At 54.6% G+C, this 16,836-nt stretch carries 20 protein-coding genes, 1 tRNA gene and 1 rRNA gene; 6 read left to right on the top strand and 16 right to left on the bottom strand.

Annotated elements, in window-relative coordinates; all coding sequences use genetic code 11:
- Positions 1–147 precede the first annotated feature (147 nt).
- Both GKQ23_RS03300 and GKQ23_RS03295 read right to left on the bottom strand, forming a co-directional pair.
- A tRNA-Ile gene (locus tag GKQ23_RS03300) sits at positions 148–224 on the bottom strand.
- A 74-nt stretch (positions 225–298) separates the two neighbouring features.
- Positions 299–1,838: ribosomal RNA gene (locus GKQ23_RS03295) — 16S ribosomal RNA — on the bottom strand.
- Between the two features lie 517 nt (positions 1,839–2,355).
- Between GKQ23_RS03295 and GKQ23_RS03290 the strand changes: the two genes are divergently transcribed.
- Entirely contained in the window at positions 2,356–2,904 is a 549-nt protein-coding gene (locus tag GKQ23_RS03290) for a gamma carbonic anhydrase family protein (protein ID WP_212409754.1), read from the top strand.
- A 37-nt stretch (positions 2,905–2,941) separates the two neighbouring features.
- Here the strand turns inward: GKQ23_RS03290 and aroE are convergent, their stop codons facing one another.
- The 5 genes from aroE to dprA are packed head-to-tail and all read right to left on the bottom strand — an operon-like array spanning position 2,942 to position 6,481.
- A complete protein-coding gene (gene aroE / locus GKQ23_RS03285; RefSeq protein ID WP_212409753.1) occupies positions 2,942–3,760 on the bottom strand; it encodes a shikimate dehydrogenase in 819 nt (272 codons plus the stop codon).
- Positions 3,761–3,766: 6 nt separating this feature from the next.
- The gene (gene tsaC / locus GKQ23_RS03280) at positions 3,767–4,333 is read right to left on the bottom strand and encodes an L-threonylcarbamoyladenylate synthase type 1 TsaC (RefSeq protein ID WP_199177702.1); all 567 of its coding nucleotides are present in this window, start codon (positions 4,331–4,333) and stop codon (positions 3,767–3,769) included.
- Positions 4,317–4,886 carry a type I DNA topoisomerase gene (locus GKQ23_RS03275; RefSeq protein ID WP_056232387.1) on the bottom strand — a complete coding sequence of 190 codons (570 nt, stop codon included), beginning with the start codon at positions 4,884–4,886 and terminating at the stop codon, positions 4,317–4,319. The genes tsaC and GKQ23_RS03275 overlap by 17 nt, the downstream gene beginning before the upstream one ends.
- A 25-nt stretch (positions 4,887–4,911) precedes the next feature.
- Complete coding sequence (gene smg, locus GKQ23_RS03270) at positions 4,912–5,385, bottom strand: DUF494 family protein Smg (protein ID WP_056232390.1); 474 nt, start codon at positions 5,383–5,385, stop codon at positions 4,912–4,914.
- Positions 5,357–6,481 (bottom strand): DNA-protecting protein DprA, encoded by a 1,125-nt coding sequence (gene dprA, locus GKQ23_RS03265; RefSeq protein ID WP_212409752.1) that lies wholly within the window; start codon positions 6,479–6,481, stop codon positions 5,357–5,359. Before dprA ends, smg begins: the two co-directional genes overlap by 29 nt.
- Positions 6,482–6,607: 126 nt before the next feature.
- Between dprA and def the strand changes: the two genes are divergently transcribed.
- The 5 genes from def to mscL all read left to right on the top strand — a co-directional run bounded on the left by def (position 6,608) and on the right by mscL (position 11,400).
- Positions 6,608–7,117 (top strand): peptide deformylase, encoded by a 510-nt coding sequence (gene def / locus GKQ23_RS03260; RefSeq protein ID WP_056232395.1) that lies wholly within the window; start codon positions 6,608–6,610, stop codon positions 7,115–7,117.
- A 23-nt stretch (positions 7,118–7,140) separates the two neighbouring features.
- Positions 7,141–8,088 (top strand): methionyl-tRNA formyltransferase, encoded by a 948-nt coding sequence (gene fmt / locus GKQ23_RS03255; protein WP_212409751.1) that lies wholly within the window; start codon positions 7,141–7,143, stop codon positions 8,086–8,088.
- 49 nt (positions 8,089–8,137) lie between these two features.
- On the top strand, positions 8,138–9,427 hold the full coding sequence (rsmB, locus tag GKQ23_RS03250; protein WP_212409750.1) for a 16S rRNA (cytosine(967)-C(5))-methyltransferase RsmB: 1,290 nt from the start codon (positions 8,138–8,140) through the stop codon (positions 9,425–9,427).
- Positions 9,428–9,487: 60 nt separating this feature from the next.
- Entirely contained in the window at positions 9,488–10,864 is a 1,377-nt protein-coding gene (trkA, locus tag GKQ23_RS03245) for a Trk system potassium transporter TrkA (protein ID WP_056232401.1), read from the top strand.
- 122 nt (positions 10,865–10,986) lie between these two features.
- Positions 10,987–11,400 carry a large-conductance mechanosensitive channel protein MscL gene (gene mscL / locus GKQ23_RS03240; RefSeq protein ID WP_056232404.1) on the top strand — a complete coding sequence of 138 codons (414 nt, stop codon included), beginning with the start codon at positions 10,987–10,989 and terminating at the stop codon, positions 11,398–11,400.
- 7 nt (positions 11,401–11,407) lie between these two features.
- Here the strand turns inward: mscL and GKQ23_RS03235 are convergent, their stop codons facing one another.
- The 9 genes from GKQ23_RS03235 to secY all read right to left on the bottom strand — a co-directional run bounded on the left by GKQ23_RS03235 (position 11,408) and on the right by secY (position 16,832).
- Entirely contained in the window at positions 11,408–11,665 is a 258-nt protein-coding gene (locus GKQ23_RS03235; protein WP_212409749.1) for an alternative ribosome-rescue factor A, read from the bottom strand.
- Positions 11,666–11,721: 56 nt separating this feature from the next.
- Positions 11,722–12,153, bottom strand: coding sequence for a Zn(2+)-responsive transcriptional regulator (zntR, locus tag GKQ23_RS03230; protein WP_056232409.1), 432 nt, complete (start codon positions 12,151–12,153; stop codon positions 11,722–11,724).
- 193 nt (positions 12,154–12,346) lie between these two features.
- Entirely contained in the window at positions 12,347–12,733 is a 387-nt protein-coding gene (gene rplQ, locus GKQ23_RS03225) for a 50S ribosomal protein L17 (protein WP_003850180.1), read from the bottom strand.
- A 40-nt stretch (positions 12,734–12,773) separates the two neighbouring features.
- Complete coding sequence (gene rpoA, locus GKQ23_RS03220) at positions 12,774–13,763, bottom strand: DNA-directed RNA polymerase subunit alpha (RefSeq protein WP_056232411.1); 990 nt, start codon at positions 13,761–13,763, stop codon at positions 12,774–12,776.
- A 25-nt stretch (positions 13,764–13,788) separates the two neighbouring features.
- Positions 13,789–14,409: a 30S ribosomal protein S4 gene (rpsD, locus tag GKQ23_RS03215; protein ID WP_056232414.1), complete on the bottom strand. Its 621-nt coding sequence runs from the start codon at positions 14,407–14,409 to the stop codon at positions 13,789–13,791.
- 33 nt (positions 14,410–14,442) lie between these two features.
- Complete coding sequence (gene rpsK / locus GKQ23_RS03210; RefSeq protein ID WP_004160563.1) at positions 14,443–14,832, bottom strand: 30S ribosomal protein S11; 390 nt, start codon at positions 14,830–14,832, stop codon at positions 14,443–14,445.
- A 16-nt stretch (positions 14,833–14,848) separates the two neighbouring features.
- Positions 14,849–15,205, bottom strand: coding sequence for a 30S ribosomal protein S13 (gene rpsM / locus GKQ23_RS03205; protein WP_056232417.1), 357 nt, complete (start codon positions 15,203–15,205; stop codon positions 14,849–14,851).
- 146 nt (positions 15,206–15,351) lie between these two features.
- The gene (rpmJ, locus tag GKQ23_RS03200) at positions 15,352–15,468 is read right to left on the bottom strand and encodes a 50S ribosomal protein L36 (RefSeq protein ID WP_004160566.1); all 117 of its coding nucleotides are present in this window, start codon (positions 15,466–15,468) and stop codon (positions 15,352–15,354) included.
- Positions 15,469–15,500: 32 nt separating this feature from the next.
- A complete protein-coding gene (gene secY / locus GKQ23_RS03195; RefSeq protein WP_056232419.1) occupies positions 15,501–16,832 on the bottom strand; it encodes a preprotein translocase subunit SecY in 1,332 nt (443 codons plus the stop codon).
- Positions 16,833–16,836 lie beyond the last annotated feature (4 nt).

Here is a 16,836-nt window from a genome sequence, read left to right as displayed (position 1 = left end):
GTAAACCTTTCCAGTACCAACTCCGGAGAGTTATTTTCCTTTTCTTTTCAGAAAGAGAAAATGTAATTTTGTCTCAGGCAAGGCGTGAGGTCGCGAAGCATAGTGAGCTATGCGAGACGGCCGAACAACGCAGCATGAGGCGAAATTTGGTAGGCCTGAGTGGACTTGAACCACCGACCTCACCCTTATCAGGGGTGCGCTCTAACCACCTGAGCTACAAGCCTGTCGAGGTGTTTTCTGCTCGTTACTTTTTCATCAGACAATCTGTGTGGACACTACGCGGGAATGTATCTTGAGGTAAGGAGGTGATCCAACCGCAGGTTCCCCTACGGTTACCTTGTTACGACTTCACCCCAGTCATGAATCACAAAGTGGTAAGCGCCCTCCCGAAGGTTAAGCTACCTACTTCTTTTGCAACCCACTCCCATGGTGTGACGGGCGGTGTGTACAAGGCCCGGGAACGTATTCACCGTAGCATTCTGATCTACGATTACTAGCGATTCCGACTTCACGGAGTCGAGTTGCAGACTCCGATCCGGACTACGACGCACTTTATGAGGTCCGCTTGCTCTCGCGAGTTCGCTTCTCTTTGTATGCGCCATTGTAGCACGTGTGTAGCCCTGGCCGTAAGGGCCATGATGACTTGACGTCATCCCCACCTTCCTCCGGTTTATCACCGGCAGTCTCCTTTGAGTTCCCGACCGAATCGCTGGCAACAAAGGATAAGGGTTGCGCTCGTTGCGGGACTTAACCCAACATTTCACAACACGAGCTGACGACAGCCATGCAGCACCTGTCTCACGGTTCCCGAAGGCACTAAGGCATCTCTGCCGAATTCCGTGGATGTCAAGGCCAGGTAAGGTTCTTCGCGTTGCATCGAATTAAACCACATGCTCCACCGCTTGTGCGGGCCCCCGTCAATTCATTTGAGTTTTAACCTTGCGGCCGTACTCCCCAGGCGGTCGACTTAACGCGTTAGCTCCGGAAGCCACGCCTCAAGGGCACAACCTCCAAGTCGACATCGTTTACAGCGTGGACTACCAGGGTATCTAATCCTGTTTGCTCCCCACGCTTTCGCACCTGAGCGTCAGTCTTTGTCCAGGGGGCCGCCTTCGCCACCGGTATTCCTCCAGATCTCTACGCATTTCACCGCTACACCTGGAATTCTACCCCCCTCTACAAGACTCTAGCCTGCCAGTTTCAAATGCAGTTCCCAGGTTAAGCCCGGGGATTTCACATCTGACTTGACAGACCGCCTGCGTGCGCTTTACGCCCAGTAATTCCGATTAACGCTTGCACCCTCCGTATTACCGCGGCTGCTGGCACGGAGTTAGCCGGTGCTTCTTCTGCGGGTAACGTCAATCGACGAGGTTATTAACCTCATCGCCTTCCTCCCCGCTGAAAGTACTTTACAACCCGAAGGCCTTCTTCATACACGCGGCATGGCTGCATCAGGCTTGCGCCCATTGTGCAATATTCCCCACTGCTGCCTCCCGTAGGAGTCTGGACCGTGTCTCAGTTCCAGTGTGGCTGGTCATCCTCTCAGACCAGCTAGGGATCGTCGCCTAGGTGAGCCATTACCCCACCTACTAGCTAATCCCATCTGGGCACATCCGATAGCGTGAGGCCCGAAGGTCCCCCACTTTGCTCTTACGAGGTTATGCGGTATTAGCTACCGTTTCCAGTAGTTATCCCCCTCTATCGGGCAGTTTCCCAGACATTACTCACCCGTCCGCCACTCGTCACCCAAGAGCAAGCTCTCTGTGCTACCGTTCGACTTGCATGTGTTAGGCCTGCCGCCAGCGTTCAATCTGAGCCATGATCAAACTCTTCAATTAAAAGTTCGATTTGCTGCAACAAGTGCAGCGATGCTCATCTGTAAAACGTCATAATGAATTTCATTATGTGTTCACTCGTGAGACTTGATATTTTTTGACACCCGAAGGTGTCTGATATCAATCCTGCGAGTGCCCACACAGATTGTCTGATAAATTGTTAAAGAGCGGTGCAATCAGTGCCGAAGCTTCCTGTTGCGAGGTGGCGTATATTACGCTTTCCTCCTTCGGAGTCAACTTCTTTTTGAGAAGTTTTTTCCGGCGATTCAGAGTACTTCCTGAACCTCTCAACACGCTGGCCTGTAAGCCGTTGTTCCGTGTCGATGGATGCGCATTATAGGGATCCGAATTTAATGCACAAGCCTTTTTTAGATCTTTCTTATCGGTTGCTTTCTTTTCATTCTCTTCGTTGATATATCAGGCTAATCGCGCATTTTTAAGGCATTTTTAAGGGGCGAAAAGCGCTGCAGGATCGTTTAGTCTCAACGCGTACCCTTAAGGATCTAACAGAGAGGCTGTCATGAGCACGAATTTGCGTAGTTATAAAGGTATGAGTCCGCAACTGGGCGAACGGGTGAGAGTCGATAGCAGCAGCGTGGTGATTGGCGATGTCCGGCTGGCGGATGATGTGGCAATCTGGCCGCTGGTCGCCATCCGCGGTGACGTCAACCGCGTGACCATCGGGAAACGCAGCAATATCCAGGACGGATGCGTACTGCACGTCACCCATAAGTCTGCGGTAAAGCCTGAAGGTCACCCGCTGGTGATTGGAGAGGATGTTACCGTTGGCCATAAGGTGATGCTGCACGGCTGCAGGATTGGCAACCGGGTACTGGTTGGCATGGGAACGATCGTACTGGACGGTGTAGTAATAGAGGATGATGTGATGATTGGTGCCGGTAGCCTGGTCGCGCCGGGCAAGCGGCTGGAGAGCGGCCATCTCTATTTAGGCAGCCCGGCCCGCAAAGTCCGCCCGTTAACGGAGGCTGAAATTGCCGGCCTGCTCTATTCCGCGAACAACTATGTCGGCTGGAAGGATGACTACCTGGCCGAAGAGAGCCAGACCTGACCCCGATCGTTTTACCTGCTCTCCTTTATTGCCGGGTTCACGCGCTCATCTCCTGCTTCAGCCGGGCAATCACCGGGGTGATATCCGGCATAACGCCGTGCCACAGCATAAAGGCATGCGCAGCCTGGCCCACCAGCATTCCCAGGCCGTCAGCCATCTGGCTGGCTCCCTGCAGACGGCACCAGTGCAGGAACGGGGTATCTCCCACCTGATAGAACATGTCGTAGCAGCGCGTACCGCTATTCACCAGCTGTGCTGGCAGGTCGGGCACCGCGCCGGATACGCCACTTGAGGTGGCGTTGATCACCAGCTCAAACTCTGCGCCGGCCAGTTCGTCACGAGCGAGCGCCCGCACGCCGCCGTGGTGGGCAAACAGCTGTGCCAGCTCCTCAGCCTTTGCGTGCGTGCGGTTAACAATGGTCACGCTGCAGCCAGCAGAAAGCAGCGGCAGGATCACGCCGCGCGCGGCCCCTCCCGCCCCAATCAGCAGGATCCGATCGCCGGACCGGATCAGCTGCTGGCGCTGAAGATCGCTTAACAGGCCAATACCGTCGGTGTTGTCACCGAGCAGACGGCCATCGTCCAGCTTCTTCAGCGTGTTCACCGCACCGGCCAGCGCCGCACGCTCGGTCAGCTCATCGGCCAGCTCGAACGCCTGCTGCTTAAACGGTAGCGTCACGTTGGCACCGCCGCCGCCCGCCGCGATGAATTCAGCCACGCTGGCCGCAAAGTCATCCACCGGTGCGCACAGACGATCGTAAGGATGGGGAATCGCGGTCTGTTCAGCAAACAGCTGATGGATGCGCGGAGATTTACTGTGATTAATCGGATTGCCGAACACTACAAATGAGGACATCGTATTTTATCCCTGACGAATAAGGTCACCGGTGATGACATCACGAATTTCCGAAGGATTCTGACGGCCGCCGGTTTCTGCCACCAGCACCGGGAAATCGTCACCGAACTGAGCCCGCACTTCAGCCACGTTGCGGCACGGCTCAAGACCTGTCAGATTGGCACTGGTAGAGACCAGCGGTTTACCGAAGGCCTGGCACAGTTCAACCACGCCGGCATGATCGCTCACGCGCACCGCCAGTGAGCTAAACCGCCCGGTCAGCCAGCGCGGCGTATCCGCCCTTGCCGGCAGTACCCAGGTCACCGGGCCAGGCCAGCGGGAAAACATACGCTGGCGTTGCTCAGGGGTGAGCCGCTCATCGGCAATATAGGGCATCAGCTGCTGATAATCCGCAGCGATCAGGATCAACCCCTTCTCCACCGGGCGTCGTTTCAGCGCCAGCAGCTGCATTACCGCCGCTTCGCTGTCGGGGTCACAGCCTAAACCAAACACCGCTTCTGTCGGGTAGGCAATAACCGCTGACTGGCGCAGCTGCGCCACGCACTGCGATAAAGAGTCATTCACGTGATTCATCTTCACTACTGTTTCCTGCTATGACGGGTTTTCCACAGGCTTTACTGGCGCAAAAACGCTTCACGCCTCTGGCCGTTTTCTTTTCAATCAGCAACGGGAAATGGCAGTACGCGCACTCCCCTTCCTGCGGGGTAAAATTCACCGCAAACTGACAATCCGGATAACGGTCGCAGGCGTGGAAGGTTTTGCCGTAGCGCGAGCGCCGCTGCACCAGCTTGCCGCTGGAACACTGCGGGCAGGCGAGCGTAGTCTCATCCGGTTTATCGATGGTTTCGGTGTGATCGCATTCGGGATAGCGGCTGCAGGCGATAAACATGCCGTAGCGCCCCTGCCGCAGTGCCAGTTCGGCACCGCATGCAGGACAGAACTGTCCCTCAAGTACTTTAATGATGTGCCCGTCAGCCTGACGCTGAAGTGGGCGAATGAAGTCGCACTCCGGGTAGTGTGAGCAGCCCATAAAGGCACCGTGTTTTCCGGAGCGAATAACCAGCTCTGCCCCACACTGGGGGCAGGGATCATTTTTGTGCACAGCGAAAAGCGCTGTTTTGTTCATAACGTTGTCTACACCCGATCAATCTTCAGTGCAGTGTACCTTCATTGACGTCGAAAAGTAGCTCTTCCATTTGCTGGTAGGCATTTTCACATCCCGGGATGTTAAACAGCACCATCAGCACCACCCATTTGAGATCGTCCAGATCAAACTCGAGGGTATCCAGCGCCATAATACGTTCGATAACCATTTCGCGGGTGTCCAGATTCAGCACCTGAATTTGCTCAAGGAACAGAATAAAGCCGCGACAATTGGCATCTAAACGATGGCCCTCTTCCTCGGTGTAGATACGCATAGACAGCGGATCGGATGCCAGCTGAATCGGAGCGACCAGACCATCCTGATAATCTCCCAGCTTTTCCAACCAGTTCAACGCATTATAAATATCTTCACGATGAAAACCGGCGTCGGTTAAATCATCAGTCAGCTTATCCTGATCGACGCGCATTTCGGCATCGCTATGGATATAGGTTTCAAATAAGTACATTAGAACGTCGAACATGGCTTGCCCTCCTCAATCGGACATAGCCGCCGGGTACAGCTGCGATCCACCCTGCTAACTCCAGCTCAAGCAGCTTAGCTACGATGGCTGGCACAGGTTGGCCGGCACGTTCAGCGACGACGTCAACAGGTGTAACCTCATCTCCTACGTTAGCCAACAGCTCGGGAAATGGCAATGAAGGAATGCCACTCTCTGTGGAAATGTTTACCAACTGTGGCCGTTCGGGCAGCCAGGTCAAATCGCTCTGTAACTGTTCAATAATATTATTTGGATGGGCAACCAGCAACGCCCCCTGTTGAATAAGCCAGTGGGTTCCTTCACTGCCGGGATTTCCCAGCGCGCCTGGCAGCGCGAAAATGTCGCGGTTTTGCTCCAGCGCCAGCCGTGCCGTCACCAGCGACCCGCTGCGCATCGCCGCTTCCACCACCAGCACGCCCAGACTTAACCCGCTGATGATCCGGTTACGGCGGGGAAAATGGCTGGCCACCGGCGGCAGGTGCAGAGGAAATTCCGAGACCAGCGTGCCCCCGGCGTCGACAATCTGGCGGGCCAGCAGCCGGTTGCGAGCAGGATAGATGGTGCTCAGCCCGCACCCCAACACCGCCAGCGTTTTTCCCTGTACCTCCAGCGCCGCACGATGCGCCACGCTGTCAACGCCCAGCGCCAGGCCGCTGGTGATGGTCAGCCCACTCAGCGCCAGCGCCTGGCAGAACCAGCTGCCCCACTCGCGGCCATAATGGGAACAGTTGCGGCTACCGACCACCGCCAGCTGTGGCGACGATAGCAGTGCCGCATCACCCTGCACGAATAACATCAACGGGAAATTACTGATGTTTCTCAGCCGGTCGGAGTAGCGGGGGTCGTTGGCAGTCAGGAAAACGTTGCCGTCCGTTTCCAGCCACGCCAGCGTTTGTTCGATGATGCGAGGGTCATAATCCAGGAATGCCCGCTGCTGCTCGACAGACAGACCCGCTGCTGCCAGCTCCACACCCGCAGGCCGGTGCAACGGCACCAGTTTGTCCAGCAACTGCAGGCGACGAAGGCTGGATAATCCCGCCACCCCGGATAATCGCAAGGCACACTCGACTGGCAACATCGTCTCTTCCCTGATTTGCCCCTTCCGGCGGAAGGTTCCCTGCGGTGAATGCTGTCAATCACCGACTGAAATGTCTACAATACGACGAATAATTCTTTCATCCCTTGAATACAGATCTGGAACGTTATGTCAGTTTTGCAGGTATTACATTTTCCTGACGATCGCCTGCGCATCGTCGCGACCCCGGTTAAGGCAGTAAACGCCGATATTCAGCGTATCGTTGATGATATGTTTGAAACGATGAAGGCCGAAGAAGGCATCGGTCTGGCCGCTACTCAGGTCGATATTCACCAGCGTATTATCGTGATTGACGTCTCAGAGAATCACGACCAGCCGCTGGTGTTAATTAACCCGGAACTGCTGGAACAGAGCGGCGAAACCGGCATCGAAGAGGGCTGCCTGTCGATCCCGGAACAGCGTGCGCTGGTACCGCGTTCAGAGAAAGTTAAGATCCGCGCGTTAGACCGTGATGGCAACAGCTTTGAGCTGGAGGCCGATGGCCTGCTTGCGATCTGCATTCAGCACGAAATGGATCACCTGGTCGGTAAACTGTTTATTGATTATCTCTCGCCGATGAAGCGTCAGCGCATCCGTCAGAAGCTCGAAAAACTGTATCGCCAGAATGCCCGTGACTGAGAGCCTTGACTAAAGGGAACACCGTGTCCGAATCGTTAAAAATCATTTTTGCCGGCACCCCTGACTTTGCAGCGCGTCATCTTGACGCGCTGTTGTCTTCCGGGCACCAGATCGTCGGCGTATTTACTCAGCCCGATCGCCCCGCCGGCCGCGGCAATAAGCTGACTGCCAGCCCGGTTAAACAACTGGCTGAGCAGCATCAGATCCCGGTGTATCAGCCTAAGTCGCTACGCCCCGAAGAGAACCAGCAGCTGGTCGCCCAGCTGAACGCTGACGTGATGGTGGTAGTGGCCTATGGCCTGATTCTGCCGAAAGCCGTGCTGGAGATGCCGCGGCTTGGCTGCATCAACGTCCACGGTTCGCTGCTGCCGCTGTGGCGTGGTGCCGCCCCGATCCAACGCTCACTGTGGGCCGGTGATGCCGAAACGGGCGTGACCATCATGCAGATGGACGTTGGCCTCGATACTGGCGATATGCTGCATAAGCTGGCGCTGCCGATTGAGCCAACCGATACCAGCGCCACGCTGTATGACAAGCTGGCACAGCTTGGGCCGACCGGCATGCTCACCACGCTGCAGCAGTTAGCCGACGGCACCGCAGAGGCAGAAGTGCAGGACGAAGCGCGGGTCAGCTACGCTGAGAAGCTGAGTAAAGAGGAAGCGCGTCTGGACTGGTCGCTGTCTGCCGCCCAGCTGGAGCGCTGCGTCCGTGCGTTTAACCCGTGGCCGGTCAGCTATTTCATCATTGATGAACAGCCGGTTAAAGTCTGGAAAGCCTCGGTGCTGCCTGCGGTCAACGGCCATCAGCCGGGCGAAATTCTGCAGGCAGATAAGCAGGGCATTCAGGTGGTGACCGCGAATGGCGTGCTGAATATTGAAGAGCTGCAACCCGCAGGTAAAAAAGCGATGAAAGCTCAGGACCTGCTTAACTCCCGCCGTGAATGGTTTACGCCTGGCAATATCATTGCCTGATCCCCCCGCCCGGCAGCATTGCCGGGCCGTTTGACTTGCGAATCTCACTATGAAAACAAAGATCAATTTACGCAGCGTTGCCGCGCAGACTCTCGAAAAAGTCATTGAGCAAGGGCAGTCTCTCAGTAACGTGCTGCCTGCCGCACAGAAAAGCGTGGGCGAGAAAGACAGTGCTCTGTTACAGGAGCTGTGCTACGGCGTGCTGCGTACGCTGCCGCAGCTGGAGGGGATCGTCAACAGGCTGATGTCCCGCCCGATGACCGGCAAGCAGCGGGTGCTGCACTTCCTGATTATGGTAGGCCTGTATCAGCTGATGTTTACCCGCATTCCGGCGCATGCCGCACTGGCGGAAACCGTCGAGGGGGCGGTAAGCCTTAAGCGACCGCAGTTAAAAGGGTTGATCAACGGCGTTCTGCGTCAGTTCCAGCGCCAGCAGGAAGAGCTTACACAGCAGATGAACGTCGGCGAGCAGCGTTATCTGCATCCGAAATGGCTGCTGGAACGGCTGCAACGGGCCTGGCCTGCAGAGTGGCAGCAGATCGTCGAGGCTAATAACCAGCGCCCACCGATGTGGCTGCGCGTTAACCGCCAGCACCACACCCGTGACGCCTGGCTGCAGCTGCTGCAGGAGAGCGGCAAACAGGCGTTTGCTCACCCTGAGCATGCGGATGCGCTGCGCCTGGAGGCACCGTGCGCCGTCAGCCAGCTGCCGGGATTTGAGCAGGGCTGGGTCACGGTACAGGATGCCTCCGCTCAGGGCTGCGTTGCCCTGCTCGATCCGCAGAACGGCGAGTCAATTCTCGACCTCTGCGCCGCGCCGGGCGGAAAAACCACCCATATTCTGGAAGCGGCACCTCAGGCTCAGGTGATGGCGGTCGATGTGGATGCTCAGCGCCTGACCAGGGTCAGTGAGAACCTGCAGCGCCTGGCTATGCAGGCAGAGGTTAAGCAGGGAGACGGCCGCACGCCGGCAGAATGGTGTGGAGATCGGCAGTTCGACCGTATCTTACTGGATGCCCCCTGTTCGGCCACCGGTGTGATTCGTCGCCATCCGGATATCAAATGGCTGCGCCGCGATCGCGATATCCCTGAACTGGCCGCGCTGCAGCAGCAGATCCTCGATGCGGTCTGGCCGCACCTGAAAACCGGCGGCACTCTGCTTTACGCCACCTGCTCAATTTTGCCGGAAGAGAATCACCTGCAGATAAGCGCATTTCTGCAGCGCCACGCCGATGCCCGACTGACGGAAACCGGCACCCAGCAGCAGCCGGGCATTCAGGTGTTCCCACAGCCGGAAGGCGGTGATGGCTTCTACTACGCTAAATTGATAAAACAGTAACAGAGATGGCACCGTCCCGCGGTGCCATAACCCGCACGATCACCAGACAGACTGAATATCATGAAAATTATCATTCTTGGCGCAGGACAGGTTGGCGGTACGCTCGCAGAGAACCTTGTCGGTGAAAACAACGATATTACCGTGGTCGACACAGACCCTCTTCGTCTGCGCCAGCTGCAGGATAAGTTTGATCTGCGGGTGGTTCAGGGCCATGGTTCGCATCCACGCGTGCTGCGGGACGCCGGCGCGGAAGATGCCGACATGCTGGTTGCCGTGACCAACTCTGACGAAACCAATATGATCGCCTGTCAGGTTGCCTATTCGCTGTTTAACACCCCAAACCGCATCGCCCGTATCCGCGCGCCGGACTACATCCGCGCCGCAGATAAGCTGTTTATCCCTGAAGCCGTGCCGATCGACCATCTGATCTCTCCCGAACAGCTGGTGATCGACAATATCTACCGGCTGATCGAGTATCCGGGTGCGCTGCAGGTGGTTAACTTTGCCGAAGGCAAAGTCAGCCTTGCGGTCGTCAAAGCCTACTACGGTGGGCCACTGGTGGGGAACGCCCTGTCGATCATGCGCGATCATATGCCACACATTGATACCCGCGTGGTGGCAATCTTTCGCCAGGACCGTCCGATCCGCCCGCAGGGATCGACGGTGATCGAGGCCGGGGATGAAGTATTCTTTATCGCCGCCAGCCAGCACATTCGGGCGGTGATGAGTGAGTATCAACGTCTGGAGAAGCCTTATAAGCGCATAATGATCGTCGGCGGCGGCAACATCGGCTTTGGCCTGGCGCAGCGGCTGGAGAAAAACTACAGCGTGAAGCTGATCGAGCGTGACCAGCAACGTGCCGCAGAACTGGCAGAGAACCTGCAGAACACTATCGTGTTTTACGGCGACGCCTCGGATCAGGAGCTGTTGGCCGAAGAGCATATCGATCAGATCGATCTGTTTATCGCCATCACCAACGATGACGAGGCCAACATCATGTCCGCGATGCTCGCCAAGCGGATGGGAGCGAAGAAAGCGATGGTGCTGATCCAGCGCCGCGCCTATGTTGACCTGGTGCAGGGCAGCGTGATCGACATTGCCATCTCCCCGCAGCAGGCCACCATTTCGGCTCTGCTGAGCCATGTGCGTAAAGCAGATATCGTCGGCGTCTCTTCCCTGCGCCGCGGCGTGGCGGAAGCGATCGAGGCGATTGCCCACGGTGAAGAGTCCACCTCGCGGGTGGTGGGCCGGATGATCGAAGAGATCAAACTCCCACCGGGCACCATCATCGGCGGCGTGGTGCGCGGTAACGATGTGATGATCGCCAGTAACGATCTGCGCATTGAGCAGGGCGATCATGTGATCATGTTCCTGACCGATAAAAAATTCGTCCCTGATGTTGAGCGTCTGTTTCAGCCCAGTCCGTTCTTTCTGTAATCGCGACCCAGGCAGTTGGCAGTTCGGGACTGGGCGGGCGTTAAGGATTAATCTTTTCACGTTATGGAAAAAGTGCGATCGTTTGTTAGACTTGTATCATTGGCACAGGAATGGAGAGAAGCATGAGTTTATTCAAAGAGTTTCGCGATTTCGCGATGCGTGGCAACGTCGTCGATCTGGCGGTGGGTGTCATTATTGGTGCGGCGTTTGGCAAGATCGTCTCATCACTGGTAGCAAATATCATTATGCCGCCGCTGGGGTTGCTGATCGGTGGTGTCGACTTTAAACAGTTTAGCTGGGTGCTTAAGCCCGCTGATGGCGCCACCCCGGCCGTGGTGATGGAGTATGGTGCGTTCCTGCAGACGGTGTTTGATTTTGTTATCGTTGCGTTTGCCATCTTCATGGCCATCAAGCTGATGAACAGGCTCTATAAAAAGAAAGAAGTCGAGAAACCGGTAGCCAAACCTTCAGCGGAAGAGACCCTGCTGTCAGAAATCCGCGACCTGCTGAAAGAACAGAATAACAAACCGCTGTAATAACCGGTCAGCCTGTCAGTAAAACCGCCAGTCTGAGAGCTGGCGTTTTTTTTGCCCGAGAAAGCAGAAGGCCAGTGGTAACGTCGCTGTTAGCGGCTTTACCACTGGCCTCCCAGTTACCTTTCTGTGCGTGTTTTGCTTTGCGCCGGTAGCTGCCTTTGCCCTTCTGATTTTCTTCAACTCTGATTTTAAACAACGGGTCATGCAACAGGGCTTCAAGTGCGTTATCGCGGATAATGCCTTTCTTGTGTTGATAGCGGGTCATGGATCTCTCCTTTGTGTGATTAGCGGCGATAAATATAGTCCGCTATTCGCTGAATTTCAATCTGCCGCTTTAGCGTTTGATGTGCTGGCCCCCTGCTCGAGAGCTTCCAGAATGGAACAGTACCGGCTACTGTGCGCGGTGCCGCAGCAGGCATCATTGAGCCGCGTCAGCGAACGGTGCATATGCTGCAGCTCGGCGATCATGCTCTCCACCTCGTTCAGACGCTTCTGTACGATCGATTTCGACTCCTGACAGGTATGATGCTCAGGGTCGACGCGGATCGACAGCAGTTCGCGGATCGCCTCCAGGGTGAAACCCAGCTGGCGACCATAGCGAATAAACTTCAGTCGCTGCAGGTCGTTCTCACTGTAAAGCCGAAAGCCGCCCTCAGTACGGACCTGATGATCCATCATCTGTTGCTTCTCATAGAAACGAATGGTGTCCGGCGTGACGTCAGCCAGATTTGCCAGTTGCCCGATGCGGTACATAACTTCTCCTCAGTGAAACGCAAGCGGTTTTCCCTGCGGAACAGGTTAGCCTGATAGCCGGCCGATATTCGACATGGCTGCCTGGATGAAAGAGTGGGTTAGCATAGCGCAGTTTCGGGGGAGATGACGAGCAGAGGAATTTTGGATATAAAAAAACCGGGCAAGCCCGGTTTTTTTACGTTGCAACTACAGATTACTCTGCAGCAGCTTCTGCTTGAGCTTCTGGACGATCAACCAGCTCGATGTAAGCCATCGGAGCGTTGTCACCAGCGCGGAAGCCACACTTCAGAATGCGAGTGTAACCACCGGCACGGCTCGCGAAACGCGGGCCCAGCTCGTTAAACAGTTTTGCCACGATCTCGTTATCACGAGTACGGGCGAATGCCAGACGACGATTAGCTACGCTGTCGGTCTTGGCAAGAGTAATCAGCGGCTCAACTACGCGACGCAGCTCTTTCGCTTTTGGCAGGGTCGTCTTGATAATCTCGTGACGAACCAAAGAGCCAGCCATGTTGCGGAACATAGCCTGACGATGGCTGCTGTTGCGGTTCAGTTGACGACCACTCTTACGATGGCGCATGACCTTATCCTTCTCAGTGAAACCTTAACCTGTGATCGGGTTATTCATCAGCAATGCTAGCTGGCGGCCAGTTTTCCAGGCGCATGCCCAGAGACAGACCACGAGAAGCCAGCACATCTTTAATCTCAGTAAGAGATTTTTTACCAAGGTTAGGCGTTTTAAGCAGCTCAACCTCGGTACGCTGTACCAGATCACCGATGTAGTGGATAGCTTCTGCCTTAAGGCAGTTAGCAGAGCGGACAGTCAATTCCAGATCGTCAACAGGGCGCAGCAAGATCGGATCGAATTCTGGTTTCTCTTCTTTAACTTCCGGCTGACGAACATCACGTAAGTCAACGAAAGCTTCAAGTTGTTCTGCCAGGATGGTAGCCGCACGGCGGATCGCTTCTTCAGGATCGATAGTGCCGTTGGTTTCCATTTCGATGACCAGCTTGTCCAGGTCAGTACGCTGTTCAACACGCGCTGCTTCAACATTGTAGGCAATACGCTCTACAGGGCTGTAGCAGGCGTCGACTAACAGACGACCGATCGGGCGCTCATCTTCTTCCGAATGAATTCGGGCAGACGCCGGCACATAACCACGACCACGCTGAACTTTGATACGCATGCTGATAGCGGCGTTCTCATCGGTCAGATGGCAGATCAGGTGCTGCGGCTTGACGATTTCGACATCACCATCATGGGTGATATCGGCTGCAGTCACAGGGCCAATGCCAGATTTATTCAGAGTAAGAATAACTTCATCTTTGCCCTGAACTCTTACCGCCAAACCTTTAAGGTTGAGCAGGATTTCCAGGATATCTTCCTGTACACCCTCTTTGGTGCTGTACTCATGCAGTACACCATCAATTTCAACCTCGGTCACCGCGCAACCCGGCATTGATGAAAGCAGAATACGGCGCAGCGCGTTACCAAGAGTATGGCCAAAGCCACGCTCTAAAGGCTCAAGGGTCACCTTGGCGTGCGTCGAACTCACTTGCTCGATATCTACCAGGCGCGGTTTTAGAAACTCTGTCACAGAACCCTGCATTGTGTCCTCTCTTTGGTACTAAGCCTTACTTGGAGTAAAGCTCGACGATCAGGTGTTCGTTAATGTCCGCAGACAGATCGGTACGTTCAGGAATACGCTTGAACACACCTTCCATCTTAGTCGCATCAACTTCCAGCCAGGTTGGCTTTTCACGCTGCTCAGCCAGCTCCAGAGCGGCTTTCACGCGAGACTGCTTTTTGGCTTTCTCACGGATGCTAACAACGTCATTCGGAGTTACCTGATAAGAAGCGATGCTGACAACGCGACCGTTTACCATAACAGATTTGTGGCTAACCAGCTGACGTGCTTCTGCACGAGTGGCGCCAAAGCCCATACGGTAAACAACGTTATCCAGACGACCTTCCAGCAGAGCTAACAGGTTTGCACCGGTGTTGCCTTTCAGACGTGCTGCTTCTTTATAATAGTTACGGAACTGACGCTCCAGCACGCCGTAGATACGACGAACTTTCTGCTTTTCACGTAACTGTACGCCATAGTCAGACAGACGTGGCTTGCGCGCACCGTGCTGACCAGGAGCTTGTTCAATCTTACACTTGGTATCAATCGCGCGAACGCCAGACTTAAGGAACAGGTCTGTGCCTTCACGACGGCTCAGCTTGAGCTTAGGACCCAAATATCTTGCCATTTTCTTTCTCCAACATTCCTAAAAAACGGGGCGTTATACGCGACGTTTTTTCGGCGGACGACAACCGTTGTGAGGGATCGGAGTCACATCAGTAATATTAGTGATGCGGAAACCAGCAGCGTTCAGAGCACGAATCGTTGATTCGCGGCCTGGACCTGGACCCTTAACCATAACTTCCAAGTTCTTAATACCGTAATCTTTCACGGCCTCTGCGCAACGTTCAGCAGCAACCTGTGCAGCGAACGGCGTAGATTTACGAGAACCACGGAAACCGGAACCACCGGCTGTTGCCCAACCCAGCGCATTACCCTGACGATCGGTAATAGTGACGATGGTGTTGTTGAAAGATGCATGGACATGAGCCACGCCATCAGAGACTTGCTTTCTTACACGCTTACGTGCACGAACTGGTGCCTTTGCCATTATTCAATCACCCCGATTATTTCTTGATCGGTTTACGCGGACCCTTACGGGTACGTGCGTTGGTCTTGGTACGCTGACCGCGTACTGGAAGACCACGACGATGGCGTAAACCACGATAGCAGCCAAGGTCCATAAGACGCTTGATGCTCAGGGTAATTTCACGACGCAGATCGCCTTCAACAACATACTTTGCAACAGCGTCACGCAGAATGTCGATTTGCTCTTCAGACAGCTCTCTGATCTTAACATTTTCAGCAATACCCGTTGCTGCACAGATAGCCTGTGAGCGGGTTTTACCGATGCCGAAGATTGCAGTTAATGCAATAACGGTATGTTTCTGATCAGGAATGTTAATGCCTGCTATACGGGCCACTATGCACTCCTATTAAATTACTTATGCGTCCCATGCCGAAAAGCCCGTTTTCAGGATACTCAAATGGAAACGCATAGACATACAAAAGATTGGCTGGCTAATCTAGCCAGCTCAACCCAACTTTGCAAGAAAAATATGCGATTAAATCAGCCTTGGCGCTGTTTATGCTTTGGCTCGGCGCTGCAGATCACACGTACGACGCCGTCGCGACGGATGATTTTGCAGTTACGACATAATTTCTTGACGGAAGCACGAACTTTCATTTTTACTCTCCGTAACTTCTCAAGCGCCTGAATTAACGGCCGTAGCCCTTCAGGTTTGCTTTCTTCAATGCAGACTCGTACTGACTAGACATCATCAGAGTTTGCACTTGAGCCATAAAGTCCATGATGACAACCACTACGATCAGCAGTGATGTACCGCCGAAGTAGAATGGAACTTTCATCGCATCACGCATGAACTCCGGGATCAGGCAGATAAAGGTAATGTACAGCGCCCCGATAAGGGTTAAACGCGTCATTACTTTATCGATGTACTTCGCCGTTTGTTCTCCCGGACGAATACCTGGTACAAATGCACCAGACTTCTTCAGGTTATCTGCTGTTTCACGTGGGTTGAACACCAACGCTGTGTAGAAGAAACAGAAGAAGATGATTGCAGTCGCATAGAGTAACACATAAAGCGGCTGACCTGGTTGCAAATACATCGAAATAGTTGTCAACCAGTTCCAGCCCGTACCGCCCCCGAACCATGACGCGATGGTTGCCGGGAACAGAATGATGCTGGAGGCGAAGATCGCTGGGATAACCCCGGCCATGTTCACTTTCAACGGTAAATGTGTGCTCTGCGCAGCATAGACACGACGGCCTTGCTGACGTTTCGCATAGTTCACCACAATGCGGCGTTGACCACGCTCAACGAAAACAACGAAGAAGGTCACTGCAAATACGAGAACTGCAACCAACAGCAACAGGAGGAAGTGCAGGTCGCCTTGCCGCGCTTGCTCGATGGTATGGCCAATGGCCGGCGGTAGACCCGCAACGATACCCGCGAAGATTATGATCGAGATACCGTTGCCGATACCTCGTTCAGTAATCTGCTCACCCAGCCACATCAGGAACATTGTTCCGGTGACCAGGCTGACAACAGCGGTAAAGTAGAAGGCGAAGCCAGGGTTTAACACCAGACCTTGCATTCCAGGCATATTCGGCAGGCCGGTAGCAATACCGACCGCCTGGAATATACCGAGTACCAGAGTACCGTAACGGGTGTACTGGCTTATCTTACGACGGCCAGCCTCCCCTTCTTTCTTGATTTCAGCTAACGCGGGATGAACCACCGTCAGCAGCTGGATAATAATAGAGGCCGAAATGTACGGCATAATACCCAGGGCAAAGATAGAAGCACGGCTCAGAGCACCACCAGAGAACATGTTAAACATCTCAATGATGGTGCCACGCTGTTGCTCAAGCAACTTGGCAAGTACAGTGGCATCAATACCAGGGATTGGAATAAAAGAGCCAATACGGAAAACAATCAGCGCCCCGATCACAAACAGAAGTCTGCGTTTCAGTTCGCCAAAACCCCCTTTGGCACTTTGAAAATCTAATCCCGGTTGTTTAGCCATCTGC

The sequence above is a fragment of the Erwinia sp. E602 genome (assembly GCF_018141005.1).
GTDB lineage: Bacteria > Pseudomonadota > Gammaproteobacteria > Enterobacterales > Enterobacteriaceae > Erwinia.
This window is presented reverse-complemented; position numbering and strand designations above follow the sequence as displayed.